The following is a 13,883-nucleotide window of genomic DNA, read 5'->3' as shown; positions in this document are numbered from 1 at the left end:
TAGTGGATTCGCCTATTTATATCGCAAAAGACGAACGCATGTCGGAAAATGGCCCCATTCGATAACAGGAGACGAGGCATTTCATGCATTCCATCCATTCCATTAAGCGGGCAGACCAGATTCAGGGGGAGTTGGGTTACCTGTCCGGCTTTCTCAACGAATTCGCGACCGAGGCACTGCCTGGCGCGCTCCCCGTGGGGCAGAACTCCCCGCAGCGCGCGCCCTACGGGCTCTACGCAGAGCAACTCTCCGGCACGGCATTTACGGCGCCGCGCGGCCACAATCGCCGCTCGTGGGTCTATCGCATTCGCCCGGCCGCGATGCACAAGCCGTTCACGGAAATCGAGCAATCGCGCTGGCTGAGCCGGTTCGACGACGTGCCGGCACCGCCCAACCAGATGCGCTGGGACCCGCTGCCGATGCCCGCTACGCCGACCGACTTCGTCGACGGTATGGTCACGATGGGCGGCAACGGCAGCCCCGACGCCCAACGCGGCTGCGGCATCCATCTGTATGCCGCCAACAAGTCGATGGACGACCGGTTCTTCTATAACGCCGATGGCGAGTTGCTGATCGTGCCGCAGGAAGGCCGTCTGCGTCTGGCGACCGAATTCGGTGTGATGGACGTCGAGCCGTACGAAATCGCGGTCGTGCCGCGCGGCGTGCGTTTTCGCGTGACGCTGCTCGACGGCACTGCGCGCGGCTATGTCTGCGAAAACTATGGGGCACTTCTGCGCCTGCCCGATCTGGGCCCGATTGGTTCGAACGGTCTGGCCAATCCGCGCGACTTCCTCACGCCCGTAGCGGCGTACGAAGACGTGGAAGGCGACTTCGAACTGGTCGCCAAATTCGGCGGCGAACTCTGGCGCGCCGATATCGGCCACTCGCCGCTCGACGTCGTGGCATGGCACGGTAACTACGCACCGTACAAATACGATCTGCGTCACTTCAACACGATCGGCTCGATCAGCTTCGACCATCCGGACCCCTCGATCTTCCTGGTGCTGCAATCGCAGAGCAACACGCCGGGCGTGGATGACATCGACTTCGTGATCTTCCCGCCGCGCTGGCTGGCGATGGAAAACTCGTTCCGTCCGCCTTGGTTCCATCGCAACATCGCGAGCGAGTTCATGGGCCTGATCCATGGCGTGTACGACGCGAAGGCGGAAGGCTTCGTGCCGGGCGGGGCGAGCCTGCACAACTGCATGTCGGGCCACGGCCCCGATGCCGATACGTTCGAGAAAGCCTCGGCCGCCGACACGAGCAAACCGCACAAGGTCGATGCCACGATGGCGTTCATGTTCGAGACACCTGCCGTCATTCGCCCCACGCGCTTTGCGTTGGAGACCAAGCAGTTGCAGGACAACTACTACACCTGCTGGCAAGGTCTGAAGAAGCACTTCAACCCGAATCAGAAGTAAGCGGACCCGCGTCGCGACTTCGCCAAACCCCAAGACGGCCCACGCCGCGCACGACTGCGCGGCTGTGGGCCGGCGCATTACCACGAATAAGGATTGCCTCATGTCGAATCTCCCGCAAAGCTGGGTCGCGTCCGCCAACACCGGCGCGACGGACTTCCCGTTGCAAAACCTGCCGTACGGCGTGTTCAGCACGCAGGCGCAACCCACCCCGCGCGTCGGCGTCGCGATCGGCGATCAAGTGCTCGATCTCGCCGCACTCGAGGCCGCCGGTCTCTTGACGCCCGCGATGCCGGGCAACACCACGCCGGTGTTCTCGCAGCCGTCGATCAACGCGTTCGTGGCCCTCGGCCGCCCGGCGTGGCAAGCCACGCGTGCGCGCCTGAGCGCACTGCTGTCGGCCGACGGCGATGCCGCGTTGCGCGATAACGCCGCCCTGCGTGCACAGGCACTGGTGCCGCTCGCTGACGCCACGCTCCATCTGCCCGTGCAGGTACCGGGCTACACCGACTTCTACTCGTCGAAAGAGCACGCTACCAACGTGGGGAGCATGTTCCGTGACCCGGCGAACGCGCTGCTGCCGAACTGGCTCGAAATTCCGATCGGCTACAACGGCCGCGCCAGCTCGATCGTGGTCAGTGGCACGGACATTCATCGCCCGAACGGACAGATCAAGCTGCCGGACCAGCCGCGTCCGATTTTCGACGCCTGCCGCAAGCTCGACTTCGAACTCGAAACCGGCTTCATCGTCGGTCGCGAGACGGCACTCGGCGACACGCTTGACGTGGAAGCCGCCGAAGCCGCCATCTTCGGCATGGTGCTGCTCAACGACTGGTCGGCGCGTGACCTCCAGCAGTGGGAATACGTGCCGCTGGGCCCGTTCAACGCGAAGACGTTCGGCACGTCGATTTCGCCGTGGGTGGTGACGATGGAAGCGCTTGAGCCGTTCCGCGTCGCAGGCCCCGAGCAGGATCCGCAGCCGGTCTCGTATCTGCAACAGCAAGGCAAGCATGCGTTCGACATCGAACTCGAAGTGCTGCTGCAAGCCGAGACCGACACGCAGGCGACGACGATCTGCCGTACCAACTTCCGTTACATGTACTGGAGCATGGCGCAACAATTCGCACACCACACGGTGTCGGGTTGCAACGTGCGCGTGGGTGACATGATGGGCTCCGGCACGATCAGCGGCCCCACGCCCGATTCGTTCGGCAGCTTGCTTGAGCTCACGTGGAACGGCAAAAACCCGCTCACGCTGGCCGGCGGTGCCAAGCGCAGCTTCATCGAAGACGGCGATACGGTCGTGATGGCGGGTTGGTGTCAGGGCGACGGCTACCGCGTCGGCTTCGGCGAAGTCTCCGGCAAGATCTTGCCGGCAAAGGCCCGCTGAGCTTCCGCGGCAGCGGCGAGGGCGGCTGCCGAGGGCAACCGCTCCCACCACGGGTCGCGGCGTAGCGGAATGCCGCTAGCCTGAATGCGGCACCGCGTCGGCGTGTAGGCCAGCTCGTTGCCGACGCGCCGCAGCAGCGGCATATCGCCCAGCCGCGCGCGCCGTGGCACGCGCAGCGATCGTTTTGCGGGCGTGCGGGTTGTGTTGCTGGGGATTGGGGTAGTTGGCGAAGCGTTGCCCATCTGGTGTCTCCCGACGAAGGTGCATGGGAGACATTTAGCCATGAACATGGGCGTCGCGACAGGTTAAGCCGTCCGAAAAACCGGTGACTCAAGTGTCATCGCAAAGGTGCCACCCGACGGCTGTCGAGGGCACCTTCCGACGCCTTCACGCGGGCTTGTCGGCGTCCGCAGCGGGCGATTTCAGCGGTGCGCCGCTGGGGGCCGTAGCCGGACGATTCAGCCCTTCGTTAATCCACGCCATCAGCAGCGTGTAGGTCACGGCGAGGATCACCGGGCCGACAAAGAGCCCGACGATACCGAAGCTGAGCATGCCGCCCAGCACCCCGGCAAGAATCAACGTCATCGGCAGATCGGCGCCTCGCTTGATGAGCATCGGGCGCATGACGTTGTCCAGCATGCCGATGATGACCGACAGCACGAGCAACAGCGTCGCGAGCGTCGGGCTGTCCTGCCAGTAGAGCCACGCCACGCTCGACAGCAGCACCGGGAACGGGCCGATTTGCGCGATACAGAAGACAAACATCAGCGCGGTCAGGAAGCCCGGCAACGGCACACCGGTCACCCACAGGCCGAGGCCTCCCAGCAATGACTGCGTCACCGCCGTGACCACGATACCCAGCGCCACCGCGCGAATCGACATGCCGGCGAGCCTGACGGCCTCTTCGCCGCGATCACCACCCAGCCGGCGGGCAATACGGATCAAGGCCCGCGCGGCACGTTCACCCTGCATGAACAGGATGGCCGAGATGATGAGCGTCAAGCCAAGGTGGACGAACAGCAGGCCGACCGAACCGAGCTTCGAGAATGCCCAGGTTGCCCCTTTGACGGCATAGGGCTGCACCTTTGCCACTAACCCGCCGGGACCGGCGGCCGCCAGCGATTGCCACTCTTCGCTGGCGCGTTGCCCGATGACGGGAATGTGCGACAGCCAGTCCGGCGGCATCGGCAACCCGCGCGCACCGATGGATTGCACCTGCTCGCTGATATCGGACGCATGGCCGATGAGCGTGCCGACGGCGGCCGTGAGTGGCGCCACGACGATGACCAACATGCCGAAGATCATGACCGTGGTCGCCAGCCAGCGACGTCCCCAGAGCCGGCGTTGCAGGCCGACCAGCATCGGCCATGTCGACGCAACGATGGTCACGGCCCAGATGAAGGCGGGCAGGAAAGGTAGCAGTACCCACAACGTGCCGATCATCAGCAGGCTGAGTACCAGGATGATCAACAGATTTCGGGCGAGTTCGCTCGGCGTCATGGATAGCATAAGCACTCCGGGGTGGGGGAAACCGCGCCGTCTGGCGCGTCAGGCATTGATGTCATACGCAGACTGTACGCCTTGGAAGCAAGATGCCACGCGGGCAAAGGTACGGCAAGTGCGTTGCGCGTGCGTGACTTGGCGCCAGTCTACCGCGCCTCGGGCGGCGAGGGCGCGTGAAGTTTCTGTTGCGCAACGCACTTGCCGTGTCATCAGCAATGCGATCGGTTGTCGTGACCGAGGCTGTCCGGAATGGAGATTACGGTTTCCCGTACGGGTTGGACGCGCGGGGCCGTCATGACGCTGGCGCGTCGTACGTGGGCCAGGTGGTTCGGGTGCGGTGATGGCAGCGGCGCAGCGCTGCGCCAGGGCACATCGTGGGGGGAGTCCGGTGGCGTGGCCGACGGCGATTCGAACACCGAATTGGACGACAGGCTGCTTCGCTGCCGACTGCCTTGCGGCGGCCAGTTGCCGTCTCGCCGGGCCGCGGCTTGCAGTTCGCACTGGAAGCATTGAATGCCTGAGTCGTGCGATCCGGTGCTGGTTCGCGGCGGCTCCTGTGAACCGGTCACCGCAGGGGAGGGCCCGTGTTCGACGTCGGCCGCTTGGCTGCGCTGATCGGGCGCGCGCTGCAAGTAGGCTGTCTTGATGTCGTTGCTTCTCGCTTCGCCCAGCGCGACCTGAAGCAGCCCGCCGATGGCAGCGTAGAGGTAGACGAAGTCCATCTGATTCAGCAGCGTGCGCTCGCCGTTGATAGTCTTGGCACGCGCCGTCACATCGTCGCTCCATTCGATGCCGGCAAACGCGAAGGTGAGAAGCGCGCCGAGCAGCGCAGTCGTTCTTGAGCAGAAGCTTTTGGAGAAGCGCTCTCTGAGTGCCGCGCAGAACGACGCGGTTTGCGTGTCGTCCGCCCGATCCATCAGCAAATCGGCGAGATCGGCCTGCAACAGCAGCTCCATCGCAGCATCGTTCTTCGACACCCGAAAGTGATCGAGACTTGCACGCAGCGGCACCCCTACCATCGCGAGCGCGAGTTCCATCGTTGCGTGAACGATATCTTTCCATGGTCCCGCCATGACACTCGGAATTTGACTCTCGATAAGCAACCGCAGCGGATTGCGTATCAGGCCATAGCAGCCCGCGTACGACGCGCAGGACACAATGAGTTCCCGCAATGGGGCGTGCAGGGACGAATTCAGATGCTCCAGTCCGGGGGCCGGTGTCGTTCGCGCCAGCTTTTCCCGCAGCGATGGACAGGCGGTATCGAACAGGGACGCACCGGCAGTATTGGTCAGCATGATGACCAGACCGCTGATAACGTGCATCGCCAGCCTTCCGGCGAGGACGGAACCCACGTAGGGGCCAATAGCCGTCGCGAGTATCGAGGCGAACACGGACCCCACGGCAAAGGGGGCGGCATCGCGACCGATGCCCCGGGCCAGGCACAGCCACAAACTGTCGGACCGGATGTTCTTAAGAAGTGCCAGAAACTTGGGCGCCACTTGCTCGCAACGCACGCCGCGTTTCGCCAATAGCAGAGCGGTGTTCTGCAAATGAATACGGTTGGCACTCTCCCAGGGAGGCTTCGGCGTTCGCGAAGGTGCGGCTTCGCCTGTGCTCTCGTTCAGCATTTCGTCCACGTATTTCCAGAAAAACTGGAAAATCCGATCGGCCTCTTTGAGGGTTGCCTGTCCGGGCGCGGAGAAAGCGTTACCGGGCACCGGTTTCAGCGTTCCGCACACATCGAAGTCGAGTTGAACAAAGCGTGCGTCGCTCTGCGCGGCGTGGTATCGGGGGTACGGGACATTCAGCGTTTCGCACAAGTCTTCGGCCAAAAGCGACACGGCGTGTCCTTCCGGTGGCATCGCAATTCGTAGCTCTGCGCGGGACGTGGCGGACGACCGGTAGGGTTGTGTGGGGAACGGCGCTGTGTAGGGCATGAAGTCGGCGGCCGACGTCACCGGCCCGGCACTCCGGGCCGCACCGGCCGTCAGGCCCTGTAAAAGACGAGAAGCGGGCGATGCTACGCGGAACCGCTCCTCGCGACGACAGCCGGACAGGCGTTTAAAACCGTTAATGCGCGTGTCTGCGTAGGCGGCGCGTGTCACCCGTCACGACACTGCGCGATCGTGTGATCACGCTATCAAGGCATCACGCCGCCATCGTTTTACGCAGGCACCACCATCACCCCCGCGCGCAACCCATTGGCGACGTTGGGGTTGGGAAAGACGATGCGCTCGACAGGATGTGACACCGTGTAGGTGTTTTCGCCGTCGCGCGCCAGCACAGTCCCCGCCGTATAGGGCGTGAAGTTGGGCGTGTCGGCGGGCACGTCGAGCACGAACGCATTGGTCCGGCGCACGATTTCCGCCGCCACGCGAAAGCGCTGCGCCTGCTTGGTTTCGCCGTCGTCGCGCGCGTCCATCTCGCCCCCCGAAAGCCAGCGTCTCAGCGCGGCATCGATGCCTGCGAAATCCGCTAGACGGTTCTGTCCGAAAGGCTCGACTTTGCCCAGTTCCAACGTGCAACTCTCAGCGCCGAAGCTTGCGCATGTGAAGTACGAGAACGTGACCGACGGCTGATCGGTCAGCATCACCGCGTCGATATCGGCCGCAGCAAGCGTATCGATCCATGCGTCGGTATGCGGCACGTCAACCGTGCCTGGTACGACGGCAAAGCGCGGGAACAGCGAAGCACGGATGGCCGTGTGCATATCCACGTGGCGTCGCGGGCGACGCGTGGCGGTGCCTTCGTCATCCCCCGCGAAATATTGCGCGACGATCACTTCGAGTTCGCGGGCTCGCTGCACGACGGGCGATTCGGCACGTTTGGCGTGGGCGCCCTGGAACAGGCGATTCAGATCGTATTCGAGATAACGCTTACCGGCGCGCACGGCGTCGGGGTTGCCGAGAATGACGAGCACGCGCTCGCGCAGCGCGAGCCGGCCATCGGCGATGTCGCGCAGAATGCCGTCGACGATTTCGATCGGCGCCGTCTCGTCACCGTGAATTCCGCACGAGAGCACCGCGTCGAAGCGCACGGCTGCCGCAGCGTGGGCGTCGGCGGGGATGAGTTCGAGCACACCTTCGGCGTGCCGCTTCCAGCGCACGCCGCTGGCATCGATCCCTTCGGTCGGTGTCTCGCGAGATTCACGCGCGGCGGGGGCGTCGTCGCGAATGTCGCTGAGCCAATGGCGCAGGGCGGAGCGATTGGCGTCGGTCATAGGGAAAATCTCCTCGGTAACAACGAATAACAGCCACTCGCGGCGAAACGTCGCCATCACCGGGTTAACGAATAAACGGGCAAACGAGCAGACGCAGCGCAGGCGGCTTTCAACAGATTCGTATTCTATGCGTGTCGATTCCGTGTCGGCAGTGTGACATCGTACAGGCCCGTGCGACGCGGCTTTGCGCGATGTTGCGCGCCGTGCGCAGTGTTCCGGCAGACGAATCCGTGTCATCATGATCCGCATCGCACGCCGCACGATCGGGCGTCGCATCGAGGAATGTCGCTCATGGCGGATCTGTATCTCGAAGGTGTCTGGCGTGCGGGCAACGGCGCTGAATTCCGGTCACTGGACCCGATGTCGGGCGATGTTGTCTGGCGCGGCAACGCTGCTGACGCCGCTGACGTGGACGCCGCCGTACACGCCGCCCGAAGCGCGCAACGCGACTGGTCGCGGCGCAGTGTCGATGACCGTCTGGCGGTGTTGCAGCGGTTCGCCGCCAATGTCACCGCACAGACTGAAACCTTGGCCGACGCCATCGGCCGCGAGACCGGCAAGCCCTTGTGGGAGGCCCGCACCGAAGTAGCGACCATGGCAGCGAAGGTCGGTCACTCGGCGAAGGCCTATCTCGAGCGTACCGGCGAGCGTCGCAGTGCTGCGCCGGATGGCGAGAACGTGGTGCGTCATCGCGCGCACGGCGTGATGGCAGTCTTCGGGCCCTACAATTTCCCGGGCCATCTGCCCAACGGCCATATCGTGCCCGCGCTGCTGGCGGGCAACACGGTCGTCTTCAAACCAAGTGAACTGGCCCCGGGTGTCGCCGAGCGCACGCTGCGCTGCTGGATCGACGCGGGGCTGCCGGCCGGCGTTCTCAATCTGGTGCAGGGCGGTCGTGACACGGGCATATCACTCGCCGCGCATGAGGGCATCGATGGCGTTTGCTTCACGGGCAGTTCGGCCACCGGGCGCGCGCTGCATCGGCAATTCGCCGGTCGACCCGACAAGATTCTGGCGTTGGAGATGGGCGGCAATAATCCGCTGATCGTCGACGTGTCCGCTGAGGCACAGCAGCAGGATGCTGCCGTTCATATCACCGTCCAGTCGGCCTTTCTCTCCGCCGGGCAGCGTTGCACCTGCGCGCGGCGTTTGCTCGTGCCACAGGGGGCAGCTGGCGACGCGCTCATCGAGCGTCTGGCGTTTGTCACGCGACGCATCAGCGTGGGACGTTATGACGCCGAGCCACAACCGTTCATGGGCGCTGTCGTGTCGTTAGCGGCCGCGCGGCAGATGACGGCCGCGCAAGCCGACCTGATGGCGTTGGGGGCCAAGGCCATTTTGCCGCTGGCGCAGCCCGACAGTCGTATCGCGCGTCTCACGCCCGGCCTCATCGATGTAACGGCGCTGGCGGCCCGTGACGCATTACCGGACGAGGAATACTTCGGTCCGCTGTTGCAGGTGCTGCGTTACGACACGTTCGACGAGGCCATCGCACTGGCCAATCGCACGCGATATGGGCTCGCCGCGGGGCTGGTGTCGGACGATCCGGCACGCTATGCCCAGTTTCTTGCCGAGATTCGCGCGGGCATCGTCAATTGGAACCGTCCGACGACGGGGGCAGCAGGTGCCGCACCGTTCGGTGGCATCGGTGCCTCGGGCAATCATCGGCCGAGCGCGTGGTATGCCGCCGACTACTGCGCGTATCCGATGGCGTCGATGGAATCCACCCAAGCGATCCTGCCCGCGCAGTTGAGCCCCGGGCTGGACTTTGCGGCCGCGTGATTTTGGCTGGGCGACAATCTTCGCAAATTCGAATTCTCTTCACGCTTCTTGCCTCTTCAGGACTTGCTCATGACGCGCATTGCCATCGAAGCCAACTTCGACGGATTGGTTGGCCCCACCCATAACTACGCGGGATTGTCGTTCGGTAACGTGGCGTCGGCGAACAACGCCAACCGGGTCTCGAATCCGCGTGAGGCCGCATTGCAGGGACTGGCCAAGATGAAGGCGCTGGCCGATCTTGGCTACGCACAGGGTGTGTTGCTGCCGCAGGAGCGTCCGTCGGTGGCGTTGCTGCGCACGTTGGGATTCTCCGGCGATGACCACTCGGTGATTCACGAAGTGGCCAGGACCGCGCCGGGGTTGCTGGGGGCGGCCTGTTCCGCGGCCAGTATGTGGACGGCGAACGCGGCCACGGTGAGCCCGTCGGCCGACACGGCGGATGGGCGCGTGCATTTCACGGCGGCCAATCTGTGCAGCAAATTGCATCGCGCGATCGAGCACGAGACCACCTCGCGCATTCTGCGTGCCGCGTTTCCGGATGAGCGCCGCTTTGCGCATCACGACGCATTACCGGGCTGGCCGTCGCTGGGCGACGAGGGGGCGGCCAACCATACGCGGTTGTGCGGGGCTTACGGCGAGCGTGGCGTCGAGTTCTTCGTCTACGGTCGCGACGATCTCGCCAGCGCCCCCACACCACAGCGATTCCCGGCACGGCAGACGTTGCAGGCGAGTCAGGCCATTGCGCGTTTGCACGGGCTTGCTGACGATGCGGTGGTGTTCGCCCAGCAACACCCGGACGCGATCGATGCGGGCGTCTTCCATAACGATGTGATTGCCGTGGGTAACGGCAACGTGCTGTTCTGTCACGAACGGGCCTTCCTCGATCAGGCGGCGGTGTTGTCGACGCTGCGCACGCGGCTTGCCGCGCAGGGCAGTGAGCTTCACGTCGTGGAAGTGTCGAGCGGCGACGTGTCGATGGACGACACGGTCGGCAGCTACCTGTTCAACAGCCAATTGCTCGCGCGTTCGCCGGAGGCGGGCGGTGGCATGCGGCTGGTCGTGCCGCAAGAGTGCCGGGAGCGTCCGGCCGTGTGGCGCTATCTCGAATCGCTGGTGGCGAGAGGCGGGCCGATTCGCGAGTTGCATGTGTTCGATTTGCGCGAAAGCATGCGCAACGGCGGCGGACCGGCGTGTCTGCGTCTGCGGGTGGTGCTGACGGAGGCAGAGCGCGCGGCGACGCATCCGACACTCTGGATCGACGACGCGCGTTACGCGGTGCTGACCGAGTGGGTCAAGCGCCACTACCGTGACCGGCTGGCTGTGGGCGATCTCGCCGACCCGGCGCTGCTTGACGAATGCCGTACGGCGCTCGATGAACTCACCGCGCTGCTCGGCGTTGGCAGTCTCTACGCGTTCCAGCGGAACGCTTGACGTATTTTTTCGCATTTCTCCCCCAGACCAAGGAGTCGCGTTGATGACCAAAATCGTTGGAGTGTCCGGCAGCCTGCGCAAGGGCTCATACAACACGGCGCTGTTGCATGCCGCCAAAGCGGTGGCGCCCGCCGGCGTTACGCTCGACGTCCACACACTGCACGGCATTCCGCTGTACGACGGCGATGTCGAAGCCAGCGAGGGCATTCCTGCGGCCGTCACCGCGCTCAAGGACGCCATCGCGCAAGCCGATGGTCTGCTGCTGGTCACGCCGGAGTACAACAACGGCATTCCCGGGGTGTTCAAGAATGGCATCGACTGGCTATCGCGGCCACCTGCCGATAGTGCACGGGTGTTCGGCAACAAGCCGGTGGCACTGATGGGCGCGTCCCCCGGCGGCTTTGGCACGATCCTGAGTCAGAACGCCTGGTTGCCGGTACTGCGCACCCTGCAAACCACGCCATGGTGGCAAGGGCGATTGCTGGTCTCGCACGCGAACAAGGTGGTGGATGCCGACGGCAATTTGCAGGACGACGCGGTGCGCAAACAGTTGAGTGACTTCCTCGCGGGCTTCGTCGCCTTCGTGGATGGGGTGAAGTCCGGCAAATAACGCGGACGAGGGGTGCGGCGGATAGTTACATTGAATCAGAGAATTAAGTCGATGATTTAATGTAACTACTTCAAGGGAAGACGGGCCTGAACCTTCCTAAATCGGAAGTGACGAACCGATAAGCGAGACGTTTCGCGCATTGGCCAGCGATGCACTATGCTGGATGCAACGTGTCGGCCGACACGTCAATCGCGTCATTTCGCCAACCAGGGGTGCCGCCATGCCAATCAATTTTCCGGAATACGGCCCCGTGTTCAATTACGAAGATCTGACGATCGAGTTCGCCGTACGGGTGAACGGGCGACAGATCGATTGCGCGGTGTCGGCTGAGGCCCTCGAAGACCACTTCGGTGCCTACTCGGCACGGGCCGACGACCTGTTGCATGCATTCGAACACGGGCGAACGGATATCGAAGCGCTGGCCCGGCGCTATCTCTCGATGGGCCTCGTCGGCCCGGTGCTGCTGCGCAGCGGCCACTTTCGCTGGGTGAGGGAAGCCAAGCGGCAAGAGGCTCGCCGCTAGGGCGAACGGCTGCCCACGCCATCGCGCTCACCTCGGCGCACCGGTGGCGGGTTCGGCAGCCGCGCCCGGCAAGGTCACTCACGGCAATGCCGGCCAGTGACCTTGATCCCGGTCAAATTCGGATTTGTATAGGCGTACGACTCAATAGGCTTGCTTTCGGGTTCGGCGTACACTGGTGTTGCCGCTAAAAGCGTTACATCCGCGGTGCCATCGCCGATCACCCTAAGGAGTCGCCATGGGTTCCGAATTCCGCGTCGTTATTGCCTCTATCGCCGCCTTCATGACGCTCGGTGGCGCATTCGCCACCATCCACGGTCTGCTCTACGACCGCTCGCACGTGATGCACGGCGGCGTTGTGACCGTCCTGTTCGGTATCCTTTTCATCGTCGTCATGCTCACGCCGTGGCCGCGCGACGAGGAACGCGAGAAGCAAGGGCAATAGCGCCTGATCTGCGCTCGGTTCCTCACCCCCTGACAACTGCCGTGCAAGCCCAGATTCCTGCGGCTGCACTGCCGTCCTAGCGCTTAGCGCTTCGCCAACGGCAGTTGACATTCCAATCATTGGATGTCCCTTTCAGGGCGGTTAACTATTTGGCGTTCGGCGTCCTACACTGGAAACGAGGGACGCCGTCGAAGCCCTCCGACGCTACCCACTCCTCGGAAACGGTTTATCGCCCCCGGGGCAGCACGATCGCCGGATCCTCTTCGCTTCGCAACGGGCGTGGACTCGCTGTGAGGTGACGTATGTGCTCCGATACCCGCGTCGTCATTGCCGCTATCTCAGCGTTCGTGATGCTTGGCGGTATGTTCGCTACGATCCACGGTCTGCTCTTCGATCTCCCCAACATCGCCCACTACGGCGTTGCTTCGGTCATCGTCGGCGCGACCCTGATGGCCACCATGCTCATCCCTTGGGGCGCACGCGACGAACAACCTGAATCGCGCTGATATCGCGCTGATATCGCGCTGATCGATCACAGCCTGAAGGTGAGAAGCCGCCACCCGCTCGGGACGCGGCACGAGCGTGTTATTCGCCCAGACGTGCCCGCAGGCACATGAACGCCGGCGATTCCGACAGTTCGTCAAACAATCGCTTATCGACCGCCGCCATTTCCGGCTGCGGCAGCGGCTCAACCATGCGCTCGATTCGCCAGCCCGCGTCGGCGGCTGCATTGAGAATGCCCGCCAGCGGGCGGCGATATGACTCGACGTACGGCTTCGGCTCGCCAAAACCACTCCAGTACATGCCGAACTTTGTGATGTCGAAGTACGGCCGGTTGCGGCGCGTCCGCTCGTCGATCCAGTCGCGCATGGGATGCCCCATCGACCAGACCAGCGTTGCACCCGGCCGGGCAACCCGAGCAAACTCATGGAACGTCGGCGCCAGATCTTCCACATAATCCAGCGCCAGCGCGCTGACAATGGCATCGAAACGGCTATCGGCAATGCCGGTGAACGGTGTACCCAGATCCTGCACCTCGAACGTGGCTGGCAACCCGGCACAACGCTCGCGCGCCAGTTCGATCATTTCCGGCGTGACGTCGAAACCATGCACGGTCGCGCCTTGCTCGGCCAGCCACGCACTGTTGATGCCGGGGCCACACCCCGCGTCAAGTACCTGCAAACCGGTAACGGGGCCGAGCAATGCGCGCGTGGCAGGGCGCTCGTACAAGGCGTTGTGCGGCTTGGCGACGGCAATTTCCGAGTAACGCTTGGCGAAGCTGGCGTAGGAGGTACGTCCCATGGACGCTTGATCGTCAGACGACATGTGGGGGCTCCGATGACTGCAATGACATCCCGCAACGGTAAACGGCGGGCTGGGAAAGGCTGATAACGGCGGATATCGATGAGTAACGACGGATAGCGACCGGTAGCGCGGGGTGGAGCAACGGCGGGGGAGCGATTGTAACGCGATGCGAGTCGCCCGGTGAAGCCGGTCGCCCACGGGCTGATCACGGGTTGATCACGGGTTGATCGCGGGTTGATCGACTTCGCAGCACACGCCG

The 13,883-nt window shown here is 63.8% G+C and carries 12 protein-coding genes; 8 read left to right on the top strand and 4 right to left on the bottom strand.

The window, feature by feature from the left end; all coding sequences use genetic code 11:
- Positions 1-83: 83 nt before the first annotated feature.
- Both hmgA and fahA read left to right on the top strand, forming a co-directional pair.
- Complete coding sequence (gene hmgA / locus CDV44_RS09630; protein WP_087687815.1) at positions 84-1,421, top strand: homogentisate 1,2-dioxygenase; 1,338 nt, start codon at positions 84-86, stop codon at positions 1,419-1,421.
- Positions 1,422-1,521: 100 nt separating this feature from the next.
- Positions 1,522-2,808 (top strand): fumarylacetoacetase, encoded by a 1,287-nt coding sequence (gene fahA, locus CDV44_RS09625; protein ID WP_087687814.1) that lies wholly within the window; start codon positions 1,522-1,524, stop codon positions 2,806-2,808.
- Between the two features lie 387 nt (positions 2,809-3,195).
- On the opposite strand, the gene ydiK is transcribed toward fahA, so the two are convergent.
- The 3 genes from ydiK to astE form a co-directional block, all read right to left on the bottom strand.
- On the bottom strand, positions 3,196-4,317 hold the full coding sequence (gene ydiK, locus CDV44_RS09620; protein ID WP_087687813.1) for an AI-2E family transporter YdiK: 1,122 nt from the start codon (positions 4,315-4,317) through the stop codon (positions 3,196-3,198).
- Positions 4,318-4,520: 203 nt separating this feature from the next.
- A complete protein-coding gene (locus tag CDV44_RS09615) occupies positions 4,521-6,152 on the bottom strand; it encodes a hypothetical protein (RefSeq protein ID WP_141118704.1) in 1,632 nt (543 codons plus the stop codon).
- Positions 6,153-6,475: 323 nt separating this feature from the next.
- Positions 6,476-7,540, bottom strand: a complete 1,065-nt coding sequence (gene astE, locus CDV44_RS09610; protein ID WP_371328748.1) for a succinylglutamate desuccinylase — start codon at positions 7,538-7,540, stop codon at positions 6,476-6,478.
- A 282-nt stretch (positions 7,541-7,822) separates the two neighbouring features.
- On the opposite strand from astE, the gene astD reads away from it, so the two are divergent.
- From astD to CDV44_RS09580, 6 genes are all read left to right on the top strand, one after another.
- A complete protein-coding gene (gene astD, locus CDV44_RS09605) occupies positions 7,823-9,313 on the top strand; it encodes a succinylglutamate-semialdehyde dehydrogenase (RefSeq protein WP_087687810.1) in 1,491 nt (496 codons plus the stop codon).
- A 69-nt stretch (positions 9,314-9,382) separates the two neighbouring features.
- Positions 9,383-10,744, top strand: a complete 1,362-nt coding sequence (astB, locus tag CDV44_RS09600; RefSeq protein WP_087687809.1) for an N-succinylarginine dihydrolase — start codon at positions 9,383-9,385, stop codon at positions 10,742-10,744.
- 43 nt (positions 10,745-10,787) lie between these two features.
- The gene (locus CDV44_RS09595) at positions 10,788-11,354 is read left to right on the top strand and encodes an NADPH-dependent FMN reductase (protein WP_087687808.1); all 567 of its coding nucleotides are present in this window, start codon (positions 10,788-10,790) and stop codon (positions 11,352-11,354) included.
- 220 nt (positions 11,355-11,574) lie between these two features.
- Entirely contained in the window at positions 11,575-11,877 is a 303-nt protein-coding gene (locus CDV44_RS09590; protein WP_087687807.1) for a DUF1488 domain-containing protein, read from the top strand.
- A gap of 235 nt (positions 11,878-12,112) precedes the next feature.
- On the top strand, positions 12,113-12,319 hold the full coding sequence (locus CDV44_RS09585; protein ID WP_087687806.1) for a DUF2964 family protein: 207 nt from the start codon (positions 12,113-12,115) through the stop codon (positions 12,317-12,319).
- 302 nt (positions 12,320-12,621) lie between these two features.
- On the top strand, positions 12,622-12,825 hold the full coding sequence (locus CDV44_RS09580; RefSeq protein ID WP_058378411.1) for a DUF2964 family protein: 204 nt from the start codon (positions 12,622-12,624) through the stop codon (positions 12,823-12,825).
- A 79-nt stretch (positions 12,826-12,904) separates the two neighbouring features.
- Here CDV44_RS09580 and CDV44_RS09575 read toward each other — a convergent pair whose 3' ends face one another.
- The gene (locus tag CDV44_RS09575; protein ID WP_087687805.1) at positions 12,905-13,645 is read right to left on the bottom strand and encodes a class I SAM-dependent methyltransferase; all 741 of its coding nucleotides are present in this window, start codon (positions 13,643-13,645) and stop codon (positions 12,905-12,907) included.
- Positions 13,646-13,883: the final 238 nt, after the last annotated feature.

Origin of the sequence: Pandoraea sp. PE-S2R-1, assembly GCF_002179865.1 — a bacterium.
GTDB lineage: Bacteria > Pseudomonadota > Gammaproteobacteria > Burkholderiales > Burkholderiaceae > Pandoraea.
The sequence above is the reverse complement of the archived record's forward strand: the minus strand, read 5'-3'. Positions and strand labels throughout refer to the sequence as shown.